The organism is Thermus thermophilus HB8 (assembly GCF_000091545.1).
Classification (GTDB): domain Bacteria; phylum Deinococcota; class Deinococci; order Deinococcales; family Thermaceae; genus Thermus; species Thermus thermophilus.
On record NC_006461.1, the window covers coordinates 1,228,721 to 1,254,823 of the forward strand.

Genomic DNA, 26,103 nt, shown 5'->3' on the forward strand with positions numbered 1-26,103 from the left:
ACGCTACGCCCACTCCACCCGGCTTCCCCAAGGGTGCTTCCGGACCCTAAGCCGGGCGGGGAAGCGCTCGGCCAAAGCCTCCACGTGGGTCACCACGCCCACGAGCCGCCCCCGGGTGGGGAGGCTTTCCAGGATGCCCGCCACCAGCTCCAGGGCCTCGGGGTCCAGGGTGCCGAAGCCCTCGTCCAGGAAGAGGGCCTCCAGCTTGCCCCGGGAAAGCTCCTCCGAGAGGGCGAGGGCCAGGGCAAGGCTCGCGAGGAAGCTCTCCCCGCCCGAGAGGGTCCGGACCTGGCGGGCGGTGGCCTCGGCCCAGAGGTCCACCACCAGGTACTCGTCCCCTTGGGCCGCGAAGCGGTACCGCCCCCCGGAGAGGGTGTAGAGAAGTTCGCTCGCCCGCTCCACCAGGCTCCGCTGCTTGAGGCCGAGGAGGTAGGCGGGGAAGTTGTGGGCCTGGAGGTCCAGGGCGAGCTTCTCCCAAAGGGCGAGCTCGGCCACGAGGCGGGCGAGCGCCCCCTCCACCTCCCGGCGGCGGGCGAGGTCCTTCCGGAGCCTTTCCACCCGGTCTTCCAGGGCCCCTTCCTCCTTGCGCTTCTCCTCCAGACGGCCCTCCAGCTCGGCAAGCGCCTTCCTCAGGGCCTCCACCCGCCCCTGGGCCTCCTCCAGGGTGGGGGCGGGCCCAGAAAGGGGGGGAAGGCTTCTCCAGGCGGCCTCCGCCTCCGCGAGGTCTTTGCGGAAGGCCTCGAGCTCCGCCCGAAGCGCCTCCCGCTCCCCCGGGGAGAGGGCGAGGCCTTGGGCCTCCGCCTCGGGCATGAGGCCCCGGGTGGCCGCCTCCGCCTCGGCCAGGGCCTTGGCCTGCTCCTCCTTGCGGGCCCTCAAGGCGGAAAGCTCCGCCCTAAGGGCCCCCGCCTCCTCCCTAAGGCGGGCGTCCTCGGCGGCAAGCCCCTTGAGCCGCTCCACCTCCTCCTTCAGGCGCCTCAGGTAAGGCCCCACCCCCAGGCCCCCCGTCTTGGCCTCCAGGTGGCGGCGAAGCCCAGCGGCGAGCCTCCCCGCCTCCTCCTCCAGGGCAAGGCGCCGGGCCTCGGCCGCCTCCAGCCTCGAGGCCAGGTCCTCCCGGCTGGCCCCGCCCCGGGCCTCGGCCTCCCGCGCCCGCAAGGCCGCCACCTCCCGCTCCAGGGCCCGGGCCTCCCCCCGGAGGGCCTGGTACCGGTCCCGGAGGTCCTGAAGCCGGGCCTCGGCCGCCTCCAAGGCCCCTTTGAGCGCCTCGGGATCCCCGGGCCGGGGCTCCACCTCGAGGGCCCGGAGGCGGGCGGCGAGGTCCCCGGCCTCCGCCTCCAGGCGGGCGAGGCGCCGGGCGAGGGCCTGGGCCTCCTCCTCCAGGGCCCGCCGCGCCCCGGCGAGGTCGGGGACCTCGGGCAAGGGGGGGAGGGCGTGGACCACCCCCCCGCAGAGGGGGCAGGGCTTGCCCGGCTCCAGGAGGTCGTGGTAGGCGAGGAGGCCGAGCCTCCGCTCCTCCCGAAGGAGGGCCTCCCGCCTCCGGTCCAGGTCCTCCTGGGCCTTCTCCAGGGCCTTCCGCTCGGCCTCCAGGGCCTTCAGGGCCTGGGAGAGGGCGTGGGCCTCCGCCTCCTTGAGCCTCAGGGCGAGGGCGTCCCGGGCCTCCCGCGCCTCCTTTCCCTCCGCCTCCAGGCGGGCAAGGGCCTCCCCCACCTCCGCCAAAGCGGCCTCCTTCGCCCTCAAGGCCTCCCAGGCCTCCGCCCAGGCCCTCAGGCGCAAAAGCTCCGCCCCGAGGGCCTCCAGGGCCTTCAGGACCTCCTCCAGGCGCGCCTGGGCCGTGGCGGGGTCGGGACCCGAGGCGGGGGCCTTCCCTGCGGGCGCCCGGGCGAGGAGGGCCTCGAAGGCCTTTAGGTCCTGGGCCTCGGCGTAGGCCGCCTGGGCTCGCTCCAGGGCCTCCGGAGAGAAGCCGAGGGCCTCGCGCCTCGCCTCCAGGGCCCGAAGCCTCCCCTCAGCCTCCTCCAGGGCCTTTTCCGTGGCCTGGAGGGCGGCCCGCTTCTTTTGGTAGTCCCGCCAAAGGGGCAGGGCCCGCTCCGCCTCCTCCGCCCGGGAAAGCCGCTCCTCCACCCGGGCCATCTCCTCCGCCCGGGCCTTTAAGGCCTCGAGGCGGGCCGCCAAAGCCTGGCGCCGCCTCAGGTCCTCAAGCAGGGCCTCCGCCTCGGCCAGGGCCTTCCTCACCCCCCTGGCCTCCTCCTCCAGGCGGGCGGCCTCCGCGCGGGAGGCGGCAAGCGCCCGCTCCAGCTCCTCAAGCGCCTCCGGGGTGGCCGCGGAAAGCCCGTTGAGCTCCCCCTCCAGCCTCCCCTTCTCCTCCAGGAGGAGGCCCCGCCTCTCCGCCGCCTTCTGCCTGGCCCGCTCCAGGCGGGAGAGCTCAAAGAGCTCCAGAAGGAGCTGGCGCCTTTCCTTCGGCTCCCCCTTGAGGAAGCGGTCAAACTCCCCCTGGGGGAGGAGGAGGGCCCGGGTGAAGGCCTCGTAGTCCAGGCCCACGAGGTCGGCCAAGGCCCGGTTGACCGCCTCGAGGGTGGGCAGGTCCAGAAGCCGCTCCCCCCCCTCCAGCAGGTAGACCCGGGCGTCCCCCCGCTTCTCGCTCCGGGACCGCTCCACCCGGTAGACCCGCTCCCCTACCCGGAAGGTGAGGCTCACCCAGGCCTTGGCCGCGGCGGGGTGCTTGAGGGTGCCCACCTGGCGCCCCACCCGGGGCACCTGGCCGTAGAGGGCAAAGGCGATGGCGTCCAAAAGGGTGCTCTTCCCGCTCCCCGTGGGCCCGGTGATGGCGAAGAGCTCCACGTCGGAGAAGTCCACCGCCTGGCGCTCCCGGTAGGGGCCGAACCCCTCCAGCTCAAGCCGTAAGGGCCTCACCCTCCACCTCCGCCAGCACCTCAGCGAAGCGCTCCAGCAGGGCCTCCTCCTTCCTTCCCCGCTCCTCCAGGTAGCGGGCGTAGCCCTCCACGAAGCCGAGGTCCTGCACCTCCTCCCGCCTCCCCTCCCCAGCCTGGAGCGGGGCGCCCTCCACGGCGAGGAGGTGGGGGAGGGCCCGGAAAAGGTTCTCCTTGACCTGGGGGGAAAGCCTCCCCTCCACCACCAGGCGCAGGTAGCCGGGAAAGCGCTCCAACTCGCCCATCCTCCCGTCCAGCTCCTCGGGCCGCAGGCGGTAGGTCCTGAGGGGCTTCCCCCACCGCCCCGGGATGGGGTGGACCCGGGGCGGCCCCGAGGGGGGAAGCTCCACGAGGAGCGCCCCCCGCTCCGCCCCCTCCCCCTCGCCAAAGTCCAGCTGCACCAGGCTTCCCGGGTACCAGGCCACGGGGGCCTCGCTCACCTGCTGTTGCCGGTGGACGTGGCCCAGGGCGAGGTAGCGGACCTCCAAAGGCAGGCTCGCCCGGGGGACGGCGTAGCTTCCCACCAGGTGGAAGACGAACTCCCCTCCCCCGGGCCTCGCCCCCTCCACGGCGAAGTGGCCCAGGAGAAGAGGGCTTTTGAGGTTGTCCAGCACCCGGCGCAGGGCCTCGGCGTAGGTGCGGTGCAGGACCTCGTCCTCCTGGAAGAGGCGCCGGACGAGGAGGCGCTCGGAAACGAAGGGCAGAAGCCCCGCCCGCACCCCGCCCACCTCCACCACCCCTCCCTCCTCGGCGAAGAGGAGGCGGCCCCGGACCCGGGCCCCCGCAAGCCCGAGAAGGGGGGCGAGGGCCTCGAGGCGCTCTTTGGGGTCGTGGTTGCCGGCGATGACCAGGGCCGGGACCCCAAGGGCCTTGAGCTCCATGAAGAACTCCACCGCGCAAGCCTCGGCCTCCGCCGAAACCTGGGGCCGGTCAAACAGGTCCCCGGAGACCACCACCAGGTCCACCCGCTCGGACCGGACCAGGCCCAGAAGGTCCCGGAGGGCGGCGGCGATCTCCGGGGTCCGGTCCACCCCCTTGAGGAGCTTGCCCAGGTGCCAGTCGGCGGTGTGGAGAAGGCGCATGGCCCCATCTTACGCGCCCCTAGTGGGGGTGGGCGTGATCCCCGCCCTCTCCCTTCCCCCCGGCGAGCAGAAAGGCGGCGAAGAGGGTGGAGAGGGGGACCGCGAGCACGAGCCCCAAGGACCCGAGGAGCATGCCCACGAGCTCGGCGGCGAAGGGCTCGGTGTTGAGGAGGAAGCGCAGGGGCGTGGGGTCCCGGGTGAGGAGGAGGAAGAGGGGAAGGCTTCCCGCGGCGTAGGCCAGGACCAGGGTGTTCACCAGGCTCCCCAGGTGGTCGTACCCCACCTCCATGGCCCGCCGGTAAAGGCGCCAGGGGGGGTCCTGGGGGTCGGCGTGGGCCAGGGACCTGGACCACGCTGGCCTGGGTCACGGTCACGTCGGCCAAGGCCCCGAGGGCCCCCACGGCGAGCCCCGCCAGGTAGAGCCCCAAAAGGTCCACGCCCCCCCACTGGTGGAGGAGGAGGGCCTCCTCGGAGGCAAGCCCCGTGAAGCCCATGGCCTGGGCGAAGAACCGCCCCAAGAGGAGGACGAGGAGGACCGCGGCCAGGGTGGCCCCCAAGGCGGCGGTGGTCTTGCGGCCGAGGCCGTGGACGAAGTAGACGCTGAGGACGAGGACCCCGAGGCTTCCGAGGAAGGCGTGGAGCAAGGGATCCCCCCCGGCGGCGATCCGGGGGACGACGACGTAGACCAGGAGGAGCAAGCCGAAGAGGGTCCCCAAAAGCCCCCTAAGCCCCTTGCCCCGGCCGAGCCCCACCGCCCCCAGGGCGAAGAGAAGGGCCAAGGCGGCGAGCCAGGGCATCCGGTCGGGCTCGGTGACGTAGGCCCGCTCCCCCTCCAGGTAGACCACCACCCGGTCCCCCACCCCAAACCCCTCCCCGCCCACCGGCAGGAGGGCCTCCAGGGTCCTGCCCTCCACCCTCACCTGCGCAAGGCCCGCCCCCGGGTCCAGGGCAAGGATCCTGCCCAAGGCGTAGCGGCCTTCCTGGGCCAAGGCGGGCAGGCCCAAAAGGAAAAGGAACAAGAGAAGCCGCACGCCCTCACTCTACAGGCAGGAGATGAAAACGCGTTATCGCCTGGGGTAGGCTGAAGGCATGGAGCGGTCCACCCGCCAGCGCCGCGCCATCCGGAGGGTCCTCCTGGAGACCCGGCGCCCCCTCTCCCCTCGGGAGATCCTGGAGCTCGCCCGCAAGCAGGTCCCCTCCCTGGGCCTGGCCACGGTCTACCGCAACCTGCGGGCCCTGGTGGAGGAGGGCGCCGTGGTGCCCGTGGCCCTGCCGGGGGAGCCCCTGCGGTACGAGGCGGCAGGCGCCGGGCACCACCACCACTTCCTCTGCCGGGGGTGCGGCCGGGCCTTTGAGCTCCCAGGCTGCCGCCTCGAGGCCCACCTGGACCTTCCCCCCGGGTTTTCGGCCGAGGACCACGAGGTGGTGGTCTACGGGCGCTGCCCCGACTGCGCCTGAGCGCCCCAAAGCCAACGCTTAGTCCCAGGGAGGGTAGAGGTGCTTGGGCCCGGTCCAGCGCACCTCTTCCAGGGCCCCGTCAAAGCGCAGGAGAGCGGCGAGCCGGGCCCGGGAGTAGACCCGGTAGGGCTCCCGGGGGATGAAGGCCGTGACGATGTCCACGTGCCGCGGGGTGCTGTACTCCAGGACCACGTGCAGGGGCAGCCGCAACCGGGGAGGAAAGACCATGTACCCCAGAACGAGCATCCGCTCGTCCTCGGGGTAGATGGCGAGCTCCCGCCCCCAGAGGAGGGCGGAGAGGATGTCCTGCTCCCGGAACCCCTCCTGGAGCATGTGCTTGGCGGCGTGGGGGCCCAGGCGGTAGCGCCCCTCCCGGATGTGGGGCAGAAGGTCCTCCAAGCGGCGGAGCCTGGGCATAAGACCTCCCCGGGGCCAGTCTACCGCCACCGGCCCCGGGGCGAAGGTGGCCTGGAGCTCAGGCGGGCTCTATAAGGCCGTAGTTGCCGTCCTTCCTCCGGTAGATGACGTTGATCTCGTCGGTCTTGGCGTTGCGGAAGACGAAGAAGCTGTGGCCCAGGGCCTCCATCTGGAAGGCGGCCTCCTCGGGGTCCATGGGCTTCATCTCAAAGCGCTTGACGCGGACGATCCTGGGGCCTTCCTCTTCCTCGGGCTTGCGCAGGGCCTCGAGGTCCCGCACCTCGGGAGGCGGGGGGCCCTGGTAGGAGTGGCGCTTGCCCACGTAGCGCCGCTCCCTGAAGCGCTTCACCTGGGTTTCCAGGCGGTCCACCGCCCGGTCTATGGCGGCGTAGAGGTCGGCGTCCTCCTCCTCCACGCGCACGAGGCCGCCCGGGAGGTCCACCTGGATCTCCGCCCGGGCCTTCTTCTCCACGTGGGGGCTTCCCGCCAGGGAAAGGACCACCTTGGCCATGAGCTCCCCGTCCTGGTAGCGGTCCAGGCGGGCGAGCTTCTTCTCCACGTAGTCCCGGATGGCGTCCGTGATCTCCAGGTTGCGCCCGATGAGCTTGTAGATGTTCATCCTTCCTCCTTTCCGCCCCGGGGAGGGCCTTCCCGTACCCTTATGCTACCACCCTCCGCGGGACGCTCGTCCCGCACCACCTGGCCGGCCTTCAAGACCACGACCCGGGCGGGGTAGGCCTCCAGAAGCTCCCGGCTGTGGGTGGCCACCACCACCGTGGCCCCCCGCTGGTGGGCCTGCTTCAGGATCTCCAGCACGGCGAGGGCGTTGGCCGGGTCCAGGTTGCCCGTGGGCTCGTCGGCGAGGACCACGGGCGGGTCCAGGAGGAGGGCCCGGGCGATGGCCACCCGCTGGGCCTCCCCCACGGAAAGCTCCTCGGGAAAGGCCCGCTTCTTGTGGGAGAGCCCCACCCGGCGGAGGGCGGTGGTGATCCTCTCCGGCCACTCCCTGCGGGGGACCCCCTGGACCTGGAGGACGAAGGCCAGGTTCTCCTCCACGGTCATGTCGGAAAGGAGGCGGTGGTCCTGGAAGACCATGCCGATCCTGCGGCGGTGGTAGGCCACCTGGTCGCCCCGGAGGTGCTTCAGGTTCTGGCCGGCGAAGTACACGGCCCCCTGGGTGGCCACGAGCCGCCTCAGAATCAGGGCGAGGAGGGTGGACTTGCCCGCCCCCGAGTGGCCCACCACGTAGACGAACTCGCCCTTCTTGATCTCCAGGTTCACGTTGTAGAGGGCCTTGGTCTTGGTGCGGGGGTACTCCAGGCCCACCCGGTGGAAGGCGATCATGCCCCCACTATACGCACCTTCCTCTCAGGAAAAGGCGCTATAGTGGGGCTCAGGTGAGGGAGAAGATGAAGCGACGCGCGTGGTTCATGGTAGGGCTCGGGGCGCTCCTCGCCCTGGTGTACGCCCAGCTTCCCCGGCCTCAGGCGGAGACCTTCCTGCAGAACCCCAACGGCCAGGCCCTCCTGGAGGTCTACCAGAGGATCCAACAGGACTACCTGGAGCCCCTCTCCAAGGAGAAGCTGGACAAGCTCCTGGAAGGGGCCATCGGCGGGATGGTCCAGGCCCTCGAGGACCCCTTCACCAGCTACTCCCCGCCCCAGCGCTCCACCCTGCGCCAAGAGGACCTAAGGGGCGAGTTCTTCGGCATCGGGGCCACCCTCTCGGCCGCGAACCCCGACGGCACGGGAGCGCGGATTGAGGGGGTCATGAAGGGGCTTCCCGCCCAGCGGGCGGGCCTCAGGGCCGGGGACGTGATTTTGGAGGTGGACGGGGAGGACGTGACCAAGCTCCCCCTCCTGGACATCGTGGCGAAGATCCGGGGGCGGGAGGGAACCAAGGTCACCCTGAAGGTGCGGCGGGAAGGCGTGCCCGCCCCCCTGGTCTTTGAGCTCGTGCGCGAGCGGGTGGAGATCATCTCCGTGTCCACCGCCAAGGTGGGGGACGTGGGCTACGTGGCCCTGGAAACCTTCGCCAACTTCAAGGTGGAGGACCAGCTGAAGCGGGCCATAGAAGAGCTCAAGGCCCAGGGCGTGAAGAAGCTGATCTTTGACCTGAGGGACAACGGCGGAGGGCTCCTGGACCAGGGGTGCGCCGTGGCCAGCGCCTTCCTCAAGGAGGGCCCCATCGTCTACACCCGCACCAAGAACCTCACCCGCGTCTGGTGCGAGGCCACGGGCCAAACCCTCTGGGACGGGCCCATGGTGGTCCTGGTGAACGGCAACTCCGCTTCGGCGAGCGAGATCGTGGCCGGGGCCCTCCAGGACTACGGCCGGGCCAAGGTCATCGGGGAGAAGACCTTCGGCAAGGGCGTGGGCCAGACCCCCTACACCCTGGCGAACGGCGGGGAGCTCACCCTGGTCACCTTTGAGTGGCTCACCCCCAAGCGCCGCTCCATCAACAAGGAGGGGATCACCCCGGACATCGTGGTGAAGGACACCCGCTTCCCCACGCCCTTCTCCCTGCAAGGGGCGGGGGCGCCGCCGGGGGCGGAGATCGCCGTGACCCTGAACGGCAAGACCGTCAAGGTGAAGGCGGACGCGGAAGGCAAGTTCTCCTACGCCGAGCCGCAGCGGCAGAGGCCTCTTCCCGAGGACCGGGGCCAGGCGGTTCTGGACCTGGAGAACGACGCCATCCTCAAGCGGGCCCTGGAGGAGCTAAACCGCTAGGCGCCACACGATCCTGGGGGGCCTAAACCCGAGGGCCCCCCAGGTTCTCTTCCAGGAAACGGAGAAGGGCGATGCAGTAGGTGGTGAAAAAGTTCTTCTCGGCAAGGTCTTTTCTTTTCAGGCGGCATTCCCGGTAGTCCCTCCACTTCCGCCAGACGTTCTCCAACGCCCCCCAAGGAACCTCTACCCGCTTCTCCCCGCTCTGAAGCGCCAACCCCTTCGCCTTGTCCACCTCAAGCACGACAAACTCCCGCCTCTTCAGGCGACCGGGGTTTTTCTCCGCAGCCTTGGACCAGTTCGGCACCCGCACGCCAGGGCGAAGGAGGGCTATGAGTTCCCGCTTGACCTCCGCAAAGGTTTCCCCCATGCAACCATTATGGGGGCTTCGGCAGAGGCCGCAACAGCCCTCTTAGGCCCAGGGAGCCCCTTGAGAACCCTTTGCCGGGGCCCCCATGCCGGCTTGCCCCGGCGTGGGGCGGTATTACTTCACCACCGCCCCGGGCGGCACCTCCCCCTCCACCGTCACCAGGGCCAAGGCCTCCCCCTCCTGGGCGGCGAGGATCATCCCCTGGCTCTCAATGCCCCGGAGCTTGGCGGGCTTGAGGTTCGCCACCAGGACCACCTTCTTGCCCACGAGCTCCTCGGGCCGGTACCACTTGGCGATCCCCGAGACCACGGTGCGCTCCTCGTTCCCCAGGGAGAGCCTGAGGACCAAAAGCCGGTCGGCGTTCGGGTGCTTCTCCGCCGCCAAAACCTCCGCCACCCTGAGCTCCACCTTGGCGAAGTCCTCTATGCCGATCCAGGCCTCTTCCTTGGGCTTGGCCTCCACCTTGGCCTCCTTTTTGGGGAAAAGGACGGGGGCTTCCTCGGGGATGGGGCGGGGCTCGGCCAGGCCCCAGCGCTCGGCCTCCTCGAGGCGCACCTCCTCCTTAAGCCCCAGGGCCCGCCTGAGCTCCGCCATCTTGTCGGGCATAGCCGGGGTGAGGAGGATGGAGGCGATCCTCAGGCCCTCCACCACCCGGTAGAGCACGGCCCGGGCCTCCTCCGGCTCCTTCTTGAAAAGCTCCCAGGGCTTCTTCTCGTTGATGTAGCGGTTCAAGGCCTTGACGTAGGCCATGGCCTCCTCGAGGGCCACGTGGAACTTGAGCTCCCGCACCAAAGGCCTGAGCCTCCCGGCAAGCCCCGTCCCCTCGGCGAGCTCCTCCCCCGCCACGGGTTCGGGGATGCGGCCCTCGGCGAAACGGAAGAGCATGGCCCGGGTCCTTTGCACCAGGTTGCCCAGGTCGTCGGCGAGGTCGGCCTCGTACCGGGTCCTTAGGGCCTCCTCGCTCACCGGGGTGTCCTGGCCGTAGGGGATCTCCCTAAGGAGGTAATAGCGCAGGGCGTCCCGGCCGTACTTTTCCAGAAGGGCGAAGGGGTCCACCACGTTCCCCAGGGTCTTGGACATCTTGCGCCCGTCCGGCCCCAGCAAAAACCCTCCCACGTTCAGGTGGCGGTACATGGGGATCCCCGCCGCCTTCAGCATGGTGGGCCAGAAGACGGCGTGGGGCTTAAGGATGTCCTTGCCGATGAGGTGCCAGGCGTGGGGCCAGAAGGTCCGGTAGGCCTCCCCCTCGGGGTAGTCCAGGGCGGAGACGTAGTTCAGGAGGGCGTCAAACCAGACGTAGGTCACGTGGTTCTCGTCCCAGGGGAGGGGGATGCCCCAGGGGACGCGGGATTTTGGCCTGGAGATGGAGAGGTCCCCGATGGGCTCGGCGAGCATGGCCAGGACCTCGTTCCGGTAGCCCTCGGGGCGGATGAGGTCGGGATTTTCCTGGATGTACTCCTGGAGCCAGGGGCGGTACTTCTCCATGCGGAAGAAGTAGTTCCCCTCCTTCCGCCTTTCCACGGGCCTTCCGTGGATGGGGCAAAGCCCCTCCACGAGCTCCTTCTCCGTGTAAAAGCGCTCGCAGGAGACGCAGTAGAGGCCCTCGTACTCCCCGTAGTAGATGTCCCCGGCCTCGTAGACCTTCTTTAGGACGAGCTGCACCACCTTCTTGTGCCTTTCCTCCGTGGTGCGGATGAAGTCGTCGTAGGCGATGCCGAGGAGGTCCCAGGCCCTTTTGAAGCGCCCGGAGACCCGGTCCACGAAGGCCTTGGGGTCCTCTCCCGCCGCCTGGGCCGCCCGGTAGACCGTCTCCCCGTGCTCGTCGGTACCGGTGAGGAAGAAGGTGCGGTAGCCGTCCAGGCGGTGCCACCGGGCCAGAAAGTCCGCCACCACCGTGGTGTAGGCGTGGCCCAGGTGCGGCTCGGCGTTCACGTAGTAGATGGGGGTGGTCACGTAGAAGACCTTTTCCATGCGCCCTCCCTAAAAAAAACCGGGGCACGCGCCCCGGGCGGGGAAGCCTCCCCGCCCTAGGACCGGGGCATGCCCTTCATGGCCTCCATTCTACGGCAGAAGCTCCTCCACCCCAAAAGGCCCCGCCACCAGGGCCCGGGTGGCCATCCCCACGAAGAGCCCCGTCTCCACCACCCCGGGGATCTCCAAGAGGGCCCGGTGCAGGCCCAAGGGGTCCCCGATGGGGCCGAAGCGGCAGTCGGCGATGAGGTGGCCGCCGTCGGTGAAGTAGAACTCGTCCCCGTCCATGCGGAGCTCGGGCTCCCCCCCGAGGTCGGCGATGGCCTTGAGGGTCGCCCGGTAGCCGAAGGGGACGATCTCCACCGGCACCGGGCCCCGGCCGAGGACGGGCACCTTCTTGGTGTGGTCGGCGATGACGATGAACTCCTTGGCCACGCGCTCCACGATCTTCTCCCGGAGGAGGGCCCCGCCCATGCCCTTGATGAGGGCAAGGCCCGGGGCGATCTCGTCCGCCCCGTCTATGGCCAGGTCCACCCCCTCAGGGGGAAGGTCCACGAGGGGGATCCCCTCCCGCTTGGCGAGCTCCTCGGTGGCCCTCGAGGTGGGCACCCCCACCACGCCCTTCAGCTCCCCCTCCCTAAGGCGCCGGGCGAGCTCGAGGACGGCGTAGCGGGCCGTGGAGCCCGTGCCCAGGCCCACCACCATCCCGTCCTGGACGTAGGCGATGGCGGCGTGGGCCGCCTCCTTCTTGTAGCTCTCCAGGGGGCGCTCCATCAGGCCCCCCTGAGCGCCTTCAGGGCCTCGGCCACCTCGAGGGCGTGCCCCTCGGGGGAGACCTTGCGCCAGACCTTGGCGATGCGGCCCTCGGGGTCTATGAGGAAGGTCTGGCGGAGCACCCCCTCCACCTCCTTGCCGTAAAGGTTCTTCTTCCCCCAGGCCCCGTAGGCCCCGATGACCTTCCGCTCGGGGTCGGCGAGGAGGGGAAAGTTCAGGCCGTACTTCTCGGCGAAGCGCTTGTGGCTTTCCACGTCGTCCGCCGAGACCCCGAGGACCACCGCGTCCAGGGCCTTGAGGCTTCCCATCTGGTCCCGGAAGCCGCAGGCCTCCTTGGTGCACCCGGGGGTGTCGTCCTTGGGGTAGAAGTAAAGGACCACCCACCGCCCCCGGTAGTCGGAGAGGCGGTGGGTGCGGCCCTCCTGGTCAGGCAGGGCGAAGTCCGGCGCGAGCGTGCCCACTTCCATGGCGGGCATTATACCCCTTTCCCCGCGCCTTCCCCGCCCTTAGCGGGCCTACCGGGGCTCCCCCGGCCAGTCGCCCACCACGCCGGGGGCGGCCCACTCCATGGTGAGGAGCTCGTTAAGGGTCGCCTTGCGCCCGGCGGGGATGCGCACCACCCCCTTGCGGTCCTTGATGGGGCCGGTGAAGGGGTCAAAGGTGGGGTTCGGGCGCTTCATCGCCCCAAGAAGGGACATGATCCGGTCGTAGACCGGAACCTTCTTGCCCTCCACGCTCATCTGGGCGGCCTTCAGCAGGGGAACGTGCTTGGGGTTGATGGGGACGCCGTAGTCCGCCCCCATCTCCACGGCCCCGTGCTGGAGGAGCCAGAAGTAGTCCACGTTCTCCAGGTTCTTGGGGGTGTAGACCCCTTCCTTCACCTTCTTGAGGAAGTCAATGTAGATGACGTCCCAGTGGACGATCTGGCCCGAGACCACGTGGTCGGGGGCGAACTTGAGCATGGGGGTGTAGTGGCCGAAGGAATAGGCCCCCTTGCGGGCGGCGGTCTGGATCACCGTGGGGGTGTCCTCGGTGAAGGCGAAGACGTCCGCCCCTTGGGCGAGGAGGGCCTCCGTGGCCTCCCGGGCCTTGGCCGGGTCGTACCAGGCGTTGATCCAGCGCACCAGCACCTGGGCGTCGGGCCGGACGGCCCGCACCCCGAGGGCGAAGGCGTTGATGTGCCGCTTCACCTCGGGGATGGGGAAGGCGGCCACGTACCCCACCTTGCCCGTCTTGGTGAGGGCCCCGGCGGCGAGGCCGTTCAGGTAGTAGACCTGGTAGAAGTCGGCCATGTAGGTGGCCACGTTGGGGGCCCGCTTGATGCCCGTGGCGTGGGCGAAGATGACGTCCGGGTACTTCTTGGCGGCCTCGAGGACCCCGTCCATGTACCCGAAGCTGGTCGCGAAGATGACCCGGCACCCCTCCCGCACGAACCGGTCAATGACCGGCACCACCTGGGCTTCGGGAACGCTCTCCACGTACCGGGTCTCAAGCCACGGGAGGGCCGCCTCCGCCTTCTTCCGGCCCACGTCGTGGGCGTAGGTCCAGCCCGCGTCCCCCACCGGGCCCACGTAGATGAAACAGGCCTTGAGCTTTTCCCCCTGCCCTAGGGCGAGGCCCAGGGCGGCGAGAACCCCGAGAACGAGTCGTTGCATGGCTACCTCCCCCGCTCAAAGGGCTGGCCCAGGGCCTTGGGGGCCCGGGACCGGCCCGAGAGCGCCAGGACCAGGATAACCAGAAGGTAGGGCATGGCGGCAAAGGCCTCGCTCGGTATAGGTACACTGCCCTGGAGGCGGAACTGCAGGAAGAAGAGGAGGCCGAAGAAATAGGCCCCAAGGAGGGCCCGAAGAGGATGCCAGGCGGCGAGGATCACCAAGGCGATGGCCACCCAGCCGAGCCCGGCGGTCATCCCGTCCGTCCAGCTCGGCCGGTAGGCCAGGGAGAGGTAGGCCCCCGCGAGGCCGATGAGCCCCCCTCCCAGGCCCAGGGCCAGGTACCGCACCCCGTCCACGCTCACCCCGAAGAGGTCCACCGCCTTGGGGTTCTCCCCGGCGCTCCGCAGGAAAAGCCCCGTCCGGGTGCGGGTGAGGAAGAGGTGGACGAGGAGGGCGAGGGCCGCCCCCAAGAGGGCGAACCCTCCCTCGGGCAAGGGGTGGGCGAGGGGCAGCCCCTCGTAGCGCTTGCCCAGAAGCCCCGAGGCCCCAAGCCCCAAGGCGGCCACCGCGAGCCCCGCCACGAACTGGTTGGCCCGCAAGGTGACGGCGAAGAGGCCCAGGAAAAGCCCCGAGAGCGCCCCCACCCCGAGGGCGGCGAGGACCCCGGGTAGGGGGCCGTAGGCCTGGGCGGCGGCGAAGGCGGTGAGGGCGGCCAGGGCCATCATCCCCTCCACCCCGAGGTTCACCACCCCGCTCCGCTCGGCGAGAAGCGCCCCCAGCCCCGCGAGCAGGATAGGCGTTCCGAAAAGGACCGCGCGCAACAAGGCCTCTTCCATCAGCGCCTCCAGACCAGGCGGTGGCGGCTTGCGGCCTCGGCCCCGATCAAGGCCAAAAGCAGGAGGCCGCTCGTCACGTCCACCACGCGAAAGGGCATGGAGAAGGCGAGCTTCAACGCGTCCCCACCGGCGAGGACCACCCCCAGGAGGGGGGCGGTGAGGAGGACGTAACCCGGCCCACCGCGGGCGAGCCAGGCCACGAGGATGGCCGTGAAGCCGTAGCCCAAGGACACCTGGGCGGGCTCCAGGAGCTTGTGGTGGATCCCCGCCACCTCCCCCACCCCGGCAAACCCCGCCAAAGCGCCCGAGATCAGGCCCACCCGGAGGAGGAGGCGGCCCGCGTCCAGGCCCAGGTACCAGGCGGCGAGGGGGTTCTCCCCCAGAACCCGCCACTCAAAGCCCCAGGGGGTCCGGAAGAGGAGGACGTGGAGGACCAGGGCGGCCACCGCCCCGAGGAGGAGGGTGGGCCAGTGGACCAGGGTGCCGGGAAGCACGGGAAGCCGCGCCGCCTCGGGAAAGGGGTCGGTGTAGAGGAAGCCGAAGGCCGTCCGCCCCTTCCAGGGACCCGCCACCAAGTAGACCACCAGGTAGTAGGCGAGGTAGTTCTGCATGAGGGTGACGAGGATCTCGCTCGCCCCGAAGCGCGCCCGAAGCCAGGCGGCAAGGCCCGCCCACACCCCCCCCAAGGCCCCCCCGAGGAAGAACATCAAAGGCAGGGTCCAGGGCCCGGGAGGGAGGAAGAGGGCGGCGTAGGTGGCCCCCACGGCCCCAAGGAGGAGCTGCCCCTCGGCCCCGATGTTGAAGAAGCCCACCCGGAAGGCCAAAGCCAACCCCGAGCCGATGAGGAGGAGGGGGATGGCCCTCCGGGCCACCTCGGCGAGGCCCAGGGGGTCCCCCAGGACCGAGAGGAAGACCCGGTAGGCCTCCAGGGGCGCCACCCCGTAGGCCCGGAAGAGGACCCCCAAGGCCATGAGGGCCATCCCCACGAAGAGGGCATAGGCCCCCACGACCTTGAGGGGCCGGGGCGCGGGGTCCACCTCCACCCTCACGCCCGACCCCCCGTCATCATGGCCCCCAGGCGCTCCAATCCCACCCCCTCCCGCGGCAAGGGCCCCACCAGCCGCCCCTGGTAGAGGGCCGCCACCCGGTGGGAGAGGGCCAGGATCTCGTCCAGGTCCTCGCTCACAAGGAGGACGGCCGCCCCGCCCTTGGCCAGGTCCAGGAGGAGGCGGTGGACCTCCTCCGCCGCCCCCACGTCCACGCCGTAGGTGGGGTGCATGGCCAAAACCAGCCTGGCCCCCTCCCCGAGCTCCCGGGCCAGGATCACCTTCTGCACGTTCCCCCCGGAGAGGAAGCGGACGGGGGTCCTGGGGGAAGGCGTTTGGATCCCGAAGCGGCGGATGAGCTCCGAGGCCTTTTCCTCCATGGCCCTACGGGAGAGCAAACCCCGCCGGGCGAAGCGGGCGTAGCGGCGCAGGGCCAGGTTCTCCGCCACGCTCATCGTCCCCACCACCCCCATGGCCCGGTCCTCGGGGATGTGGGCCACCCCCAAGGCGTGGAGGCGGGCGGGGTCCCGGGGCAAGGGGGCGCCCAGGAACCGCACCTCCCCCCGGTAGGGCCTAAGCCCCGCCAAGGCCTCCACGAGCTCCTTCTGCCCGCTTCCCGCCACCCCGGCCACGCCGAGGATCTCCCCTTCCCAGAGCACGAAGCTCACCCCCTGGACCGGGACCCCCCGGCGGGGCACGAAGAGGTCCCGCACCTCCAGAAGGGGCCTCTTCCCCGGAGGGAAGCCGAGGCGGGGAGGCTCCACCTCCCGCCCCACCATGAGGCGCACGAGGAGGTCCCGGTCCGCCTTCTCCCTCGGCACCTCCCCCACCTTTCTCCCCCCCCGGAGGACGGCGATGCGGTCCGCCACCCGGAGCACCTCGTCCAGCTTGTGGCTGATGAAGATCACCGCGAGGCCCATGGCCTTGTAGCGGGCGATCTCCTGGAAAAGGCCCTCCGCCTCCTGGGGGGTGAGGACGCTGGTGGGCTCGTCCAGGATCAGGACCTTGGGCTTGGCGAGAAGGGCCCTGAGGATCTCCACCCGCTGCTTCTCCCCGGCGGAGAGGAGGTGGACGGGCGCCTCCAGGTCCACCCCCAGAGGGTGCCCCGCCAGCAGGGCCTTGAGCCTGCGGACGAGGGCCCTTCGGGGAAGCAGGAAGGGCAGGTCCAGCCCCAGGGCCAGGTTCTCGGCCACGGTGTGGGCCTCAATGAGCTCGGGGTGCTGGGGCACGAGGGCGATGCCCAGGGCCTGGGCCGCCTTGGGGGAGGGGATCTGGACGGGGCGCCCCTCCAGGAGGATCCGCCCCTCGTCCGGCGCGTAAAGGCCGTAGAGGAGGCTCACCAGGGTGGTCTTCCCCGCCCCGTTCTCCCCCAGGAGGGCGAGGACCTCCCCGGCCCGCACCTCGAGGCTGATGCGGTCGTTGGCCACCACCGGGCCGAAGCGTTTCGTGATGTTCTCCAGCCGCAGCATCCGCCCCCGGAGGAGGATACCACGCCTACGGGAGGTCGGCCCTGCGGTTGGCGTTGAGGTAGACCCGCTCCCCAAACCGGGCCACCACCTCCTCGGCGGCCACATACGTGGCCCCCAAAGCCTCCACCACCCGCCCCAGGCGGAAGTCCCCCTCCCGGATCTGCCGCTCCACCTGGGGCAGGCAGTCCTTGTGGTAAAGGGCCATGAGGGGCTCGAGGTGGCCCTCGGGGCTGTAGACCGCCACCACGGGGTAGGGGGAGGCGCGGGCCTGCTCGTAGAGGAAGTCCCAAAAGCCCCGGGTGAGGAAGGGAAGGTCCGTGGCCGCCACCGCCACCCAGGGGAAGCGGGCGTGGGCGAGGGCGGAGTGGAGGCCGGAGAGGCTATCCGCCCCCGGGAGGAGGTCGGGGTAGACGGGGACGCCGAAGCCCACGTAGGGGCGGTTGGCCACGATGAAGCGCTCCTCCGCCCCCCTAAGGCTCTCCAAGACCCAGAGGAGGAGGGGCTTCCCCCGGTAGACGAAAAGGGCCTTGTCCTCCCCAAAGCGCCTCGAGGCCCCTCCCGCGAGGACCGCTCCCGAGTACACGCCCCCAGTCTAAAGCCTTTCGGCAAGCCTCTCTGCGAGGAGAGGCGCGTAGAGAAAGCCCGTGGAGCCGAGCCCGGTGAGGGCGAACCCCCCCTCCACGGGGAAGAGAAAGGAGGAAAGCCTAAAGCGCACCCCCCGCCAAAGGGAGGCCACCCGGGGGCGGTAGCCCACAAGGGCCTCGGCCCCTTGGAGAAGCCACTCCACCTCCCCTTCCGTGGGCGGCGGGAGGCGGTAGCCCTCCTCCCCCGGGAGGTAGCTTCCCCCTAAGGCCGCCCCCGCCAAGTAGACCCGGTAGCTCACGGCCCGGGGAAAGTAGTCCAAGAGGGTGAGGACGAGCCCCGGGACGTGCCGCCCCTCCAGGCCCAAAAGGTGCGCCCCCCGGCCCCCCCCGGCGTAGACCAGAACCTCCCCCCTGACCCGCCCGCCGCCCTCGAGGACCAGCCAGGGAGGCTCCCAGGCGAGGACCCGGCCCCTTAGAAGGGGAAGCCCCTCGGCGAGGCGCGCCAAAAGGGGCCTCGGCTCCAGCCAAAAGGCCTCCTCCAGAAGCACCCCCTCCTTCTCCCAGCGGTGCTTGAGCCGGGAAAGCCTCCCCGCCACCTTGGGCCGGTCCTCCTCGGGCACGGGGCGGAAGACCCCGAGGTGGAGGGGGACGAAGCGGCCGTAAAAGGCGAGGGCCGCCGCCAAGGCCCTTTCCCCCTCCTCCGCCAGGGTGAAGCGCCTCCCCCTAAGGGGGTTCACCAGGGCCACGGGAGGGCGGCTCGCCTCCCCCAGGGCCTCGGCCACCACCAGGACCTTCCGGCCCCTTTCCCAAAGGAGGCGGGCCAGGGTGAGCCCCGCCACCCCGGCCCCCAGGACCACCACCTCGGCTTCCCGGAGCATGCCCTAAAACCGGTACCCCTCCCCCTCCTTCCGGCAAAGCCCCCGGGCAGCAAGCCCTTCCAAAAGCCTTTCCGCCTCCTCCTCAGGCAAAAAGGCCGAGAGGTCCCCCGGGCGCAAAACCCCGCCCCGCCGCCAGGCCTCCCGCATGGCCAGGCGCTCCAACGCCGCCAAGGAAGGCCCCCGGGAAAGAAGCCCCTCCTGCCAACGGGCAAGGCCCAAGTAGCCCAGGGCCCCACCCCCCAGGGCCAGGAAGAACCCAAGCCCCGTGAAGCGGAAGGTGGCGAAGAGGAGGAGGAAGAGGGCCAAGGCCACGCCCAGGGGGAGGATGGACCGCATCCCTCACCCCCTAGGCCACGGGCAGGGGGATGGGGGCCGGGGCCTCCGCCCCCACCACCTCCCCGAAGAGGAGGTGGGGCGTGGCCTGCTTGATCTCCACCTGGTAGAGGCCCGGCACCGGGGCCTGGGAAGCGGGGACGAGCACGGGGTGGTTCCCCCGGTCGTGCCCCTGGACGAAGCCCTCCTCCTTGGCCTCGCCCCGGACCAACACCTCCACCGTCTTCCCCACCCACTCCAGGTTCCTGCGGTAGCTCCACTCCTTCTGCTTCTCAATGAGGCGCATCAGGCGCTCCACCTTCACCTCCCGGGGCAGGTCCTGGAAGTGCTTGTAGGCGGGGGTGCCGGGGCGGGGCGAGTAGATGAACATGTAGGCCTGGTCGTACCCCACCTCGTCGTAGAGGGAAAGGGTCTCCTGGAAGTCCTCCTCCGTCTCCCCGGGGAAGCCCACGATGATGTCGGTGGAAAGCACGGCATCGGGGAGGGCCTCGCGGATCTTCCGGATCCTCTCCAAATAGTGTGCCCGGCGGTACTCCCGGGCCATGCGGCGGAGCACCCGGTCGGAGCCCGACTGCACGGGCAGGTGGATGTAGCGGCAGATGGCGGGGGTTTCGGCGATGGCCTCAATGATGTCGTCGGTGAAGTTCACCGGGTGGCTGGTGAGGAAGCGCACCCGGGGGATGCCCATCCCGCCCACCATGCGGAGGAGCTCGGCGAAGGAGGGGAAGCCCGGCTGGTCCTTGCCGTAGGAGTTGACGTTCTGGCCGAGGAGGGTGACCTCCACCACCCCCGCCTGCTTCAGGAGCTCAATCTCCTTAAGGATGAGGTCGGGGTGGCGGGAGACCTCGGGGCCGCGGGTGGTGGGGACGATGCAGTAGGTGCAGTGGTGGTTGCACCCCCGGATGATGGTCACGTGGGCGGAAAGCGCCCCCTTGGGAGGCGGGGGAATGTAGTCCAGGACGTCCTCTCGGAAGGTGAGGTCCCAGAACCTCTCGTTCGCCTTCAGGGCCTCGGGCAAGGAGGTGAGGGCCCCGGGGCCCAAGAGGACGTCCACCCCGAACTTCTTCGCCATCTGCTGGCCCTCGTCCAGCTGGGCCAGGCACCCCATCATCCCGATGAGGAGGCCCCGACGCTCCTTCTCCTTGCGGAGCTGGCCCAGGAGGGAGCGCACCTTCTCCACGGGCTTGCCCCGCACGGCGCAGGTGTTCACCAGGACGAAGTCCGCCTCCTCCACCGAGTCCACGAGCTCCCACCCGAGGCTCACGAGCTCGCTCGCCACCAGGTGGGAGTCGTACTCGTTCATCTGGCAGCCGTAGGTGATGATGTGCGCACGCATAGCACCTCCCGGGCGACCGGGGGGATCCCGGGCCCATCCTTCCCAGGATAGCAGGAAGGGGTAGCATGGGGGCATGCGCCTCCGCTTTCGGGAGAAGGGGCCCTACGTCCTGGACCTTCCGGAGGGGACCCCCTTCCGGTGGAACGGGGAGGAAAGGCGCCTAGAGCGGGCCAAGCTCGCCCTCTGCCGCTGCGGCCGGTCCCGGGAGAAGCCCTTCTGCGACGGGAGCCACAAGGAGGCGGGCTTCCTTGCGGAGAAGGGGGAGTTGGAGGTTCAGTAGAGGAACTCCCGGATCTCGTACCGGGAGGCCCTGAGGCCGAGGCGACGCACCGCCTGGGCCCACCTTTGGAGTTCCCCCTCGAGGTCCTCCAAGGGAGCAAGGCCGAGGGCGGCGTACGGGGTGCCGGGGTCCTCCCGGAAGGGGGAGAGGTAGACCACGTCCCCTCTCCCCAAGGGAAGCTCCGCGAGGAGGGCGAGGCTTTCCCGGAAGTGGGCCTCGGCGAAGGCCTTTCCCCCCGCCCCCACCATGAGGATCACCCCCACGGAAAGCCCCGCCGCCTTCAACGCCCGGACCAGGGGCAGGACCTCCTTGGGGTGGCCGGGCTTCCGGAGGAGGGCGAGGAGGGGGGCGTGCCCCGTCTCCAGGCCGATGTAGACCCGCCGGAGGCCCATACCCCCAAGCCTTTCCCACCAGGAAGGGGCTTTCTTCAGGCCGGTGAAGAGGTCCAGAAACCCCATCACGGGCTCCCCGGGGAAGTGGGCCCGCACGAGCTCCAGGAGGGGAAGAAGGGGCTCGGAGAGGGCGAGGGCGTTCCCGTCCGCGAGGAAGACCCCGCGCCTAAGAAGCCTGCCCCGCCCGAGCAGGGCCAAGACGGCCTGGATGTGCTCCCGGAAAGCCTCGGGGGTTCGCTTCTGGAAGGGGCGGTCCTGGTAGAAGCTGCAGAAGGCGCAGCGGTTCCAGGTGCATCCCGTGGTGGCCTGTAGGACCACGGAGAGGTAGGCGTCGGGGGGAAGGATGCTCACGGGCCAGGCGTAGGCCCTGCGGTAGGGCGTGGGGTCCAGGAGGCCCTCGGGGGTCCAGCGGAGCACCTCCTCCCGCCTCCTTTCGTCCCGCAGGTGGGCCTCGGCCAGGTCCAGGACCTCCTGGTAGACCCCAAGGGCCTCCTCGGGGGCAAGCCTTCTCCGCCTCCTCTCCCCTTCCCGGTAGCGGAGGTGGAGGCTCCCGTCCAGGGCGCGCTTGTAGGTCTTCCCCTCGCGGAAGTAGTGGTAGGGCCTTCCCTCCCGGTCAAAGGAAAGGACCCGCCTCCCCAGGGAAAGGACCGTGGCCTCGGGCCGGAGGAGCTCCATAGGGCTAGAATAAGCCCCGTGGCCGTCGCCGCCCTCAAGGCCCTCCTTCCCCCCGAACGCCTAAGGCGCCTCACCCCCCTGGGCGGGTTTGAGGCCCGGGTCTACACGGACGGCGAACGGGTTTACAAGGTCTACCGCAAGGAGGAGGCCCACCTGGCGGGCCTCGAGGCCCGCCGCATGGCCCGGGCGGGCTTCGGGAGCCTGGTCCTCGCCGTGATCCAGGGAGCGGAGGGGGGCGTCCTCGTCACCCGCCGCTTCCCCGGAAGGCCCTTCGCCCCCGAGGCCTTCACCTCCAAAACCCTCGCCGCCCTCTCCCACCTCTTCCTCGCCCTCCACCGCCTGCCCGAGCCGGGGAAGGTCACCCAAGAGGAACTCCTTTCCCGCCTGGAACGCTTCGCCGAGAGCCTCCACGACCAGCCGGAAGCCCTCTCCCTGGTCCAGGCCCTGAAGCGGGAGGTGGGCCTCGCCGCCGGGGTGGAACGCCGCTTCTGCCACCGGGACGCCTGGGCAGGAAACCTCCTCCTCAAAGCGCCGGAGGCGGAAGGCCCCGAGGTCTTCCTGGTGGACTGGGCCCGCGCCGGGGGGGACGACCCGGCGCGGGACCTCGCCCTCCTGAAGACGGGAAGCCTAGACCTCCTGGGGGAGGAGGCCGCCCGGGCCGCCCTCTTCCGCATGGCCCGCCTCTACCCCAAGGAGGTCCGGGAGCGCCTCGCCTTCTACGTCCCCCTCACTTACCTCCACGACCTCCACTGGTTCCGCACCAAGGAGCCCCAAGGCTTCCCGCAGGCCCTGGAGGAAAAGCTCCCCAAGGCCCTCGCCTTCTTCCGGGACTTCTTCCCCCGAAGGGGGGCGTGGTAGGCTCTTGCCGATGAGGATCACCCTGGTGGACCACCCCCTGGTCCAGCACAAGCTGGCCCACCTCAGGGACAAGCGCACGGGCCCCAAGGACTTCCGCGAGCTCGCCGAAGAGGTCGCCATGCTCATGGCCTACGAGGCCATGCGGGACCTGGAGCTGGAGGAGACCACGGTGGAGACCCCCATCGCCCCCGCCCGGGTCAAGGTGCTCTCCGGGAAAAAGCTCGCCCTGGTGGCCATCCTGCGGGCGGGGCTCGTGATGGTGGAGGGGATTTTGAAGCTCGTCCCCCACGCCCGGGTGGGGCACATCGGCCTCTACCGGGACCCCGAGTCCTTAAACCCCGTGCAGTACTACATCAAGCTCCCCCCGGACATCGCCGAGCGCCGGGCCTTCCTCCTGGACCCCATGCTGGCCACGGGAGGAAGCGCAAGCCTCGCCCTCTCCCTCCTCAAGGAACGGGGGGCCACCGGGGTCAAGCTCATGGCCATCCTCGCCGCCCCCGAGGGCCTGGAGCGCATCGCCAAGGACCACCCCGACACCGAGGTGGTGGTGGCGGCCATAGACGAGCGCCTCAACGACCACGGCTACATCGTCCCCGGCCTCGGCGACGCCGGGGACCGGATCTATGGCACCAAGTGACCTGCTGGAGTTCCTCCACCGCCTGGGCGTGGCCAACCCCTACGGGCGGGGCTGGCTCACCGTCCTCCTCGTCTTTTTCCTGGCCCTCCTCTTCACCTGGCGCTTCCTGCCCCACGTGCGCCGCTTCGCCCTGAAGGTGGGCTGGGCCGACCTGCCCAACGAGCGCAGGCTCAACCGGGAGCCCCTCCCCAACGCCGGGGGGCTCGCCCTCTACGCCGGGGTGGTGCTCGCCCTGGTGGTGGCGGCCTTCCTCCGGCCCATCCTGGTGGAGCAGGTGCTCATCCAGGTCCTCGCCATCCTCCTGGGGGGAGCCTGGCTCGTGCTTGTGGGCTTCATTGACGACCAGTTCGGCCTTCCTCCCCTCTTCCGCCTCTTCGTCCAGACGCTTTCCGCCCTCCTCCTCGTGGCCGTGGGGGTGCGGTTTGAGGCCGCCTTCGGCACCCCCTTGGACCCCGCCTTGGGACTCTTCCTCACCTGGCTTTGGGTCGTGGGCATCACCAATGCCCTCAACCTCATGGACGGCCTGGACGGCCTCGCCGGGGGGATCGCCTTCATCAGCGCCATGAGCCTCCTCTTCGTCTCCGCCCAGTTCCCCTACTGGGCGGCAGGGACGCTGGTGCTTTCCGCCCTGGCGGGGGCCTCCTTGGGCTTCCTCCGGCACAACCTCCACCCAAGCCGCATCATCCTGGGGGACGCGGGGGCCTACTTCCTGGGCTACACCTTGGCCGCCACCGCCCTCCTCGGCAACCTCAAGCTCACCACCTTCCTGGGCCTCCTCCCCCCGGCGCTCTTCCTCCTCCTCCCCATCCTGGACACCACCCAGGTGGTGGTGCGGAGGCTCCTCAGGGGGCAGAACCCCCTCTCCACCCCCGGCAAGGACCACATCCACCACCGCCTCCTGGCCCGGGGGCTTTCCCAAAGGCGGGTGGCCTTCCTCCTCTGGGGGGCGGCCCTCCTCTTCAACCTCCTCGCCATGGTCTACCTGGGAATGCCCTGGGAGGCCATCCTGACGAGCCTTCTCGCCACCGCCCTGGGCCTCGCCTGGGTCACCTACCGGAGGCTTAGGGCGCTATGGAGGGGGGAATGAAACGCGTGGTCCTCGCCTTCGGCACGCGGCCCGAGGCCACCAAGATGGCCCCCGTGTACCTGGCCCTCAGGGGGATCCCGGGCCTGAAGCCCCTCGTCCTCCTCACGGGCCAGCACCGGGAGCAACTGCGGCAGGCCTTAAGCCTCTTCGGGATCCAAGAGGACCGAAACCTGGACGTGATGCAGGAGCGCCAGGCCCTCCCCGACCTCGCGGCCCGCATCCTCCCCCAGGCGGCCCGGGCCCTCAAGGAGATGGGGGCGGACTACGTCCTCGTCCACGGGGACACCCTCACCACCTTCGCCGTGGCCTGGGCGGCCTTTCTGGAGGGGATCCCCGTGGGCCACGTGGAGGCGGGCCTAAGGAGCGGCAACCTCAAGGAGCCCTTCCCCGAGGAGGCGAACCGCCGCCTCACCGACGTCCTCACCGACCTGGACTTCGCCCCCACCCCCCTCGCCAAGGCGAACCTCCTTAAGGAGGGGAAGCGGGAGGAGGGGATCCTGGTCACGGGCCAGACCGGGGTGGACGCGGTGCTCCTCGCCGCGAAGCTCGGTCGGCTTCCCGAGGGGCTGCCCGAAGGGCCCTACGTGACCGTGACCATGCACCGCCGGGAGAACTGGCCCCTCCTTTCCGACCTCGCCCAGGCCCTCAAAAGGGTGGCCGAGGCCTTCCCCCACCTCACCTTCGTCTACCCGGTGCACCTGAACCCTGTGGTGCGGGAGGCGGTCTTCCCGGTGCTCAAAGGGGTGAGGAACTTCGTGCTCCTGGACCCCCTGGAGTACGGCTCCATGGCCGCCCTCATGAGGGCGAGCCTCCTCCTCGTCACCGACTCCGGGGGGCTCCAGGAGGAGGGGGCGGCCCTGGGGGTGCCCGTGGTGGTCCTGAGGAACGTCACGGAGAGGCCCGAAGGGCTTAAGGCCGGGATCCTAAAGCTCGCGGGCACCGACCCCGAAGGGGTCTACCGCGTGGTGAAGGGGCTTTTGGAAAACCCGGAGGAGCTTTCCCGCATGCGGAAGGCCAAGAACCCCTACGGGGACGGAAAGGCGGGGCTCAGGGTGGCGCGAGGGGTGGCCTGGCGGCTCGGCCTCGGGCCTAGGCCTGAGGACTGGCGTCCCTAGGCCAGGGGCGGAGGAGCTGGAAGGCCCCCACGGCGAGGAGGGCCAGCCCCAGGACGAGCGCCGCCCTCCGCCCCCCCAGGGCCTCAAAGAGGAAGCCCGTAAGGTAGGCGCCCAAGGGCCCCGTGCCCAGCATCACCAGGCTGTAGACGGCCATGACCCGGCCCCGAAGCCGGTCGGGCACGGAGAGCTGGACCAGGGTGTTGGCGTTGATGAGGACGGAGATCATCCCGAAGCCCCCCACGGCGAGGAAGAGCGGCACGAGGCCGGGAAGCTTCAGGGCGAGGCCCAGGTGGGCCAGGGCCAGGGCGAAGAGGCCGAGGACGAGGCGCCAGGGCCTGGGCCTGCCGGTGAAGGCCATGATCAAGGCGGCGAGGATCGCCCCCACGCCCACGCTGGAGAGGAGGAAGCCGTACCCCGTGGCGGAAAGGCCGAGGACGAGGCGGGCGTAGGCCGGCACCAGGGTCTGGAAGTTCATGCCCAAAAGGGTGGCGAAGAGGATCAAGCCCACCACCCGCCGCACCACGGGGTGCCCCAGGACGAACCGGATCCCCTCCAGGGCCTCCGTCCACCAGCGTCCCTGGACGACCCCGTTCCCCTCGCCTCGAGGCAGGCGGGAGAGCACCCAGAGGATGGGCAGGAAGGACAGGGCGTTGGCGAGGTAAGCGGCCCCCACGCCGTAGAAGGCGATGAGGAAGCCCGCGACGGCGGGCCCCACGAGGCGGCTCGTGTTGAAGCCGAAGGAGTTCAAGGCGATGGCCCCGGGGTAGCGCTCCTTCCCCGCGAGCTCCACGGTGAAGCTCTGGCGCACGGGCTGGTCCATGGCGTTCAGGGCCCCGTAGAGGAAGGCGAAGAGGAGGACGTGCCCGTACCGCACCCAGCCCGTGTAGACCAAGAAGGCCATGGCCAGGGCGAGGAGGGTCATCCCCCCCTGGGTGAAGCGGAGGAGGTCCCGCTTGGGGTAGCGGTCGGCCAGGACCCCGGCGGGCAGGGAAAAGAGGAGGGAGGGCAGAAACTGGAGGGCCACCACGAGGCCGAGCCGCTCGGCGCTTCCCGTAAGGAGCAAGACGAGCCAGCCCTGGGCCGCGGCCTGCATCCAGGTGCCCATCTGGGAGGCGAAGAGGGCGAGCCAGTAGCTCCGGTACCCGGGGTCTTTGAGAAGGGCGAGCGCCAGCACCCCTCCATGCTAACCCTGACTGACCGGTC

The 26,103-nt window shown here is 70.2% G+C and carries 26 protein-coding genes and 1 pseudogene; 7 read left to right on the top strand and 20 right to left on the bottom strand.

The features are described from left to right. Positions 1–3: 3 nt before the first annotated feature. The 3 genes and pseudogenes from TTH_RS06530 to TTH_RS06540 all read right to left on the bottom strand — a co-directional run bounded on the left by TTH_RS06530 (position 4) and on the right by TTH_RS06540 (position 5,034). Positions 4–2,904 carry an AAA family ATPase gene (locus TTH_RS06530; protein WP_011228571.1) on the bottom strand — a complete coding sequence of 967 codons (2,901 nt, stop codon included), beginning with the start codon at positions 2,902–2,904 and terminating at the stop codon, positions 4–6. Further along, positions 2,885–4,003, bottom strand: a complete 1,119-nt coding sequence (locus tag TTH_RS06535; protein WP_011228572.1) for a metallophosphoesterase family protein — start codon at positions 4,001–4,003, stop codon at positions 2,885–2,887. The genes TTH_RS06530 and TTH_RS06535 overlap by 20 nt, the downstream gene beginning before the upstream one ends. A 19-nt stretch (positions 4,004–4,022) precedes the next feature. After that, a pseudogene (locus tag TTH_RS06540) lies at positions 4,023–5,034 on the bottom strand (YibE/F family protein). Positions 5,035–5,092: 58 nt separating this feature from the next. Here TTH_RS06540 and TTH_RS06545 point away from each other — a divergent pair. Further along, positions 5,093–5,461, top strand: a complete 369-nt coding sequence (locus tag TTH_RS06545) for a zinc uptake transcriptional regulator (protein ID WP_011173351.1) — start codon at positions 5,093–5,095, stop codon at positions 5,459–5,461. Positions 5,462–5,479: 18 nt separating this feature from the next. On the opposite strand, the gene TTH_RS06550 is transcribed toward TTH_RS06545, so the two are convergent. Genes TTH_RS06550 through ftsE form a run of 3 tightly spaced genes read right to left on the bottom strand, consistent with a single transcriptional unit; the run spans position 5,480 to position 7,222 of the window. Continuing rightward, positions 5,480–5,878 carry a DUF4258 domain-containing protein gene (locus TTH_RS06550; protein ID WP_008632741.1) on the bottom strand — a complete coding sequence of 133 codons (399 nt, stop codon included), beginning with the start codon at positions 5,876–5,878 and terminating at the stop codon, positions 5,480–5,482. Between the two features lie 58 nt (positions 5,879–5,936). Then, positions 5,937–6,497 (bottom strand): ribosome hibernation-promoting factor, HPF/YfiA family, encoded by a 561-nt coding sequence (gene hpf / locus TTH_RS06555; RefSeq protein ID WP_008632742.1) that lies wholly within the window; start codon positions 6,495–6,497, stop codon positions 5,937–5,939. Continuing rightward, positions 6,494–7,222 carry a cell division ATP-binding protein FtsE gene (gene ftsE / locus TTH_RS06560; protein WP_011173352.1) on the bottom strand — a complete coding sequence of 243 codons (729 nt, stop codon included), beginning with the start codon at positions 7,220–7,222 and terminating at the stop codon, positions 6,494–6,496. Before ftsE ends, hpf begins: the two co-directional genes overlap by 4 nt. Positions 7,223–7,287: 65 nt before the next feature. Between ftsE and TTH_RS06565 the strand changes: the two genes are divergently transcribed. Then, the gene (locus TTH_RS06565) at positions 7,288–8,607 is read left to right on the top strand and encodes a S41 family peptidase (protein WP_011228576.1); all 1,320 of its coding nucleotides are present in this window, start codon (positions 7,288–7,290) and stop codon (positions 8,605–8,607) included. Between the two features lie 22 nt (positions 8,608–8,629). On the opposite strand, the gene TTH_RS06570 is transcribed toward TTH_RS06565, so the two are convergent. The 12 genes from TTH_RS06570 to miaB all read right to left on the bottom strand — a co-directional run bounded on the left by TTH_RS06570 (position 8,630) and on the right by miaB (position 19,856). After that, the gene (locus TTH_RS06570) at positions 8,630–8,974 is read right to left on the bottom strand and encodes a hypothetical protein (protein WP_011173354.1); all 345 of its coding nucleotides are present in this window, start codon (positions 8,972–8,974) and stop codon (positions 8,630–8,632) included. Between the two features lie 114 nt (positions 8,975–9,088). Then, positions 9,089–10,945, bottom strand: a complete 1,857-nt coding sequence (gene metG, locus TTH_RS06575; RefSeq protein WP_011228577.1) for a methionine--tRNA ligase — start codon at positions 10,943–10,945, stop codon at positions 9,089–9,091. A gap of 90 nt (positions 10,946–11,035) precedes the next feature. Then, the gene (gene rpiA, locus TTH_RS06580; protein ID WP_008632746.1) at positions 11,036–11,719 is read right to left on the bottom strand and encodes a ribose-5-phosphate isomerase RpiA; all 684 of its coding nucleotides are present in this window, start codon (positions 11,717–11,719) and stop codon (positions 11,036–11,038) included. After that, complete coding sequence (gene bcp, locus TTH_RS06585) at positions 11,719–12,195, bottom strand: thioredoxin-dependent thiol peroxidase (RefSeq protein WP_011228578.1); 477 nt, start codon at positions 12,193–12,195, stop codon at positions 11,719–11,721. The genes rpiA and bcp overlap by 1 nt, the downstream gene beginning before the upstream one ends. 39 nt (positions 12,196–12,234) lie before the next feature. Then, positions 12,235–13,374, bottom strand: coding sequence for a BMP family ABC transporter substrate-binding protein (locus TTH_RS06590; RefSeq protein ID WP_011228579.1), 1,140 nt, complete (start codon positions 13,372–13,374; stop codon positions 12,235–12,237). 2 nt (positions 13,375–13,376) lie between these two features. Then, on the bottom strand, positions 13,377–14,210 hold the full coding sequence (locus TTH_RS06595) for an ABC transporter permease (RefSeq protein WP_011228580.1): 834 nt from the start codon (positions 14,208–14,210) through the stop codon (positions 13,377–13,379). Continuing rightward, positions 14,210–15,259, bottom strand: coding sequence for an ABC transporter permease (locus tag TTH_RS06600; RefSeq protein WP_011228581.1), 1,050 nt, complete (start codon positions 15,257–15,259; stop codon positions 14,210–14,212). The genes TTH_RS06595 and TTH_RS06600 overlap by 1 nt, the downstream gene beginning before the upstream one ends. After that, positions 15,256–16,725 (bottom strand): ABC transporter ATP-binding protein, encoded by a 1,470-nt coding sequence (locus TTH_RS06605; RefSeq protein ID WP_011228582.1) that lies wholly within the window; start codon positions 16,723–16,725, stop codon positions 15,256–15,258. The genes TTH_RS06600 and TTH_RS06605 overlap by 4 nt, the downstream gene beginning before the upstream one ends. Before the next feature lie 25 nt (positions 16,726–16,750). Next, a complete protein-coding gene (locus TTH_RS06610) occupies positions 16,751–17,308 on the bottom strand; it encodes a molybdenum cofactor guanylyltransferase (RefSeq protein WP_011228583.1) in 558 nt (185 codons plus the stop codon). A 9-nt stretch (positions 17,309–17,317) separates the two neighbouring features. After that, complete coding sequence (locus tag TTH_RS06615) at positions 17,318–18,187, bottom strand: FAD-dependent oxidoreductase (protein WP_011228584.1); 870 nt, start codon at positions 18,185–18,187, stop codon at positions 17,318–17,320. 3 nt (positions 18,188–18,190) lie between these two features. Then, on the bottom strand, positions 18,191–18,523 hold the full coding sequence (locus TTH_RS06620) for a hypothetical protein (RefSeq protein WP_008632759.1): 333 nt from the start codon (positions 18,521–18,523) through the stop codon (positions 18,191–18,193). A 10-nt stretch (positions 18,524–18,533) separates the two neighbouring features. Then, positions 18,534–19,856: a tRNA (N6-isopentenyl adenosine(37)-C2)-methylthiotransferase MiaB gene (miaB, locus tag TTH_RS06625; RefSeq protein WP_143591337.1), complete on the bottom strand. Its 1,323-nt coding sequence runs from the start codon at positions 19,854–19,856 to the stop codon at positions 18,534–18,536. A 73-nt stretch (positions 19,857–19,929) separates the two neighbouring features. On the opposite strand from miaB, the gene TTH_RS06630 reads away from it, so the two are divergent. Beyond that, on the top strand, positions 19,930–20,136 hold the full coding sequence (locus TTH_RS06630; protein ID WP_011228586.1) for a CDGSH iron-sulfur domain-containing protein: 207 nt from the start codon (positions 19,930–19,932) through the stop codon (positions 20,134–20,136). Here the strand turns inward: TTH_RS06630 and TTH_RS06635 are convergent. Beyond that, on the bottom strand, positions 20,130–21,203 hold the full coding sequence (locus TTH_RS06635) for a radical SAM protein (RefSeq protein ID WP_011173365.1): 1,074 nt from the start codon (positions 21,201–21,203) through the stop codon (positions 20,130–20,132). The two genes, TTH_RS06630 and TTH_RS06635, sit on opposite strands and share 7 nt — an antisense overlap. An 18-nt stretch (positions 21,204–21,221) precedes the next feature. Between TTH_RS06635 and TTH_RS06640 the strand changes: the two genes are divergently transcribed. Genes TTH_RS06640 through wecB form a run of 4 tightly spaced genes read left to right on the top strand, consistent with a single transcriptional unit; the run spans position 21,222 to position 24,900 of the window. Beyond that, a complete protein-coding gene (locus TTH_RS06640; protein WP_011228587.1) occupies positions 21,222–22,061 on the top strand; it encodes a phosphotransferase in 840 nt (279 codons plus the stop codon). Positions 22,062–22,071: 10 nt separating this feature from the next. Beyond that, entirely contained in the window at positions 22,072–22,698 is a 627-nt protein-coding gene (gene upp / locus TTH_RS06645; RefSeq protein WP_011173367.1) for a uracil phosphoribosyltransferase, read from the top strand. Beyond that, the gene (locus TTH_RS06650) at positions 22,685–23,785 is read left to right on the top strand and encodes an MraY family glycosyltransferase (protein ID WP_011228588.1); all 1,101 of its coding nucleotides are present in this window, start codon (positions 22,685–22,687) and stop codon (positions 23,783–23,785) included. Before upp ends, TTH_RS06650 begins: the two co-directional genes overlap by 14 nt. After that, positions 23,782–24,900, top strand: coding sequence for a non-hydrolyzing UDP-N-acetylglucosamine 2-epimerase (gene wecB / locus TTH_RS06655; RefSeq protein ID WP_024119483.1), 1,119 nt, complete (start codon positions 23,782–23,784; stop codon positions 24,898–24,900). Before TTH_RS06650 ends, wecB begins: the two co-directional genes overlap by 4 nt. On the opposite strand, the gene TTH_RS06660 is transcribed toward wecB, so the two are convergent. After that, entirely contained in the window at positions 24,875–26,074 is a 1,200-nt protein-coding gene (locus TTH_RS06660) for an MFS transporter (protein WP_011228589.1), read from the bottom strand. The two genes, wecB and TTH_RS06660, sit on opposite strands and share 26 nt — an antisense overlap. Between the last annotated feature and the right edge of the window lie 29 nt (positions 26,075–26,103).

Coding starts and splice junctions, on each gene's coding strand:
- TTH_RS06590 (WP_011228579.1), bottom strand. CDS start 13,374: ATGCAACGACTCGTTCTCGGGGTTCTCGCCGCCCTGGGCCTCGCCCTA.
- wecB (WP_024119483.1), top strand. CDS start 23,782: ATGAAACGCGTGGTCCTCGCCTTCGGCACGCGGCCCGAGGCCACCAAG.
- TTH_RS06545 (WP_011173351.1), top strand. CDS start 5,093: ATGGAGCGGTCCACCCGCCAGCGCCGCGCCATCCGGAGGGTCCTCCTG.
- rpiA (WP_008632746.1), bottom strand. CDS start 11,719: ATGGAGCGCCCCCTGGAGAGCTACAAGAAGGAGGCGGCCCACGCCGCC.
- TTH_RS06615 (WP_011228584.1), bottom strand. CDS start 18,187: ATGCTCCGGGAAGCCGAGGTGGTGGTCCTGGGGGCCGGGGTGGCGGGG.
- TTH_RS06535 (WP_011228572.1), bottom strand. CDS start 4,003: ATGCGCCTTCTCCACACCGCCGACTGGCACCTGGGCAAGCTCCTCAAG.
- TTH_RS06635 (WP_011173365.1), bottom strand. CDS start 21,203: ATGGAGCTCCTCCGGCCCGAGGCCACGGTCCTTTCCCTGGGGAGGCGG.
- TTH_RS06565 (WP_011228576.1), top strand. CDS start 7,288: ATGAAGCGACGCGCGTGGTTCATGGTAGGGCTCGGGGCGCTCCTCGCC.
- upp (WP_011173367.1), top strand. CDS start 22,072: ATGAGGATCACCCTGGTGGACCACCCCCTGGTCCAGCACAAGCTGGCC.
- TTH_RS06630 (WP_011228586.1), top strand. CDS start 19,930: ATGCGCCTCCGCTTTCGGGAGAAGGGGCCCTACGTCCTGGACCTTCCG.
- TTH_RS06605 (WP_011228582.1), bottom strand. CDS start 16,725: ATGCTGCGGCTGGAGAACATCACGAAACGCTTCGGCCCGGTGGTGGCC.
- TTH_RS06620 (WP_008632759.1), bottom strand. CDS start 18,523: ATGCGGTCCATCCTCCCCCTGGGCGTGGCCTTGGCCCTCTTCCTCCTC.
- bcp (WP_011228578.1), bottom strand. CDS start 12,195: ATGCCCGCCATGGAAGTGGGCACGCTCGCGCCGGACTTCGCCCTGCCT.
- TTH_RS06650 (WP_011228588.1), top strand. CDS start 22,685: ATGGCACCAAGTGACCTGCTGGAGTTCCTCCACCGCCTGGGCGTGGCC.
- metG (WP_011228577.1), bottom strand. CDS start 10,945: ATGGAAAAGGTCTTCTACGTGACCACCCCCATCTACTACGTGAACGCC.
- miaB (WP_143591337.1), bottom strand. CDS start 19,856: ATGCGTGCGCACATCATCACCTACGGCTGCCAGATGAACGAGTACGAC.
- TTH_RS06570 (WP_011173354.1), bottom strand. CDS start 8,974: ATGGGGGAAACCTTTGCGGAGGTCAAGCGGGAACTCATAGCCCTCCTT.
- hpf (WP_008632742.1), bottom strand. CDS start 6,497: ATGAACATCTACAAGCTCATCGGGCGCAACCTGGAGATCACGGACGCC.
- ftsE (WP_011173352.1), bottom strand. CDS start 7,222: ATGATCGCCTTCCACCGGGTGGGCCTGGAGTACCCCCGCACCAAGACC.
- TTH_RS06595 (WP_011228580.1), bottom strand. CDS start 14,210: ATGGAAGAGGCCTTGTTGCGCGCGGTCCTTTTCGGAACGCCTATCCTG.
- TTH_RS06550 (WP_008632741.1), bottom strand. CDS start 5,878: ATGCCCAGGCTCCGCCGCTTGGAGGACCTTCTGCCCCACATCCGGGAG.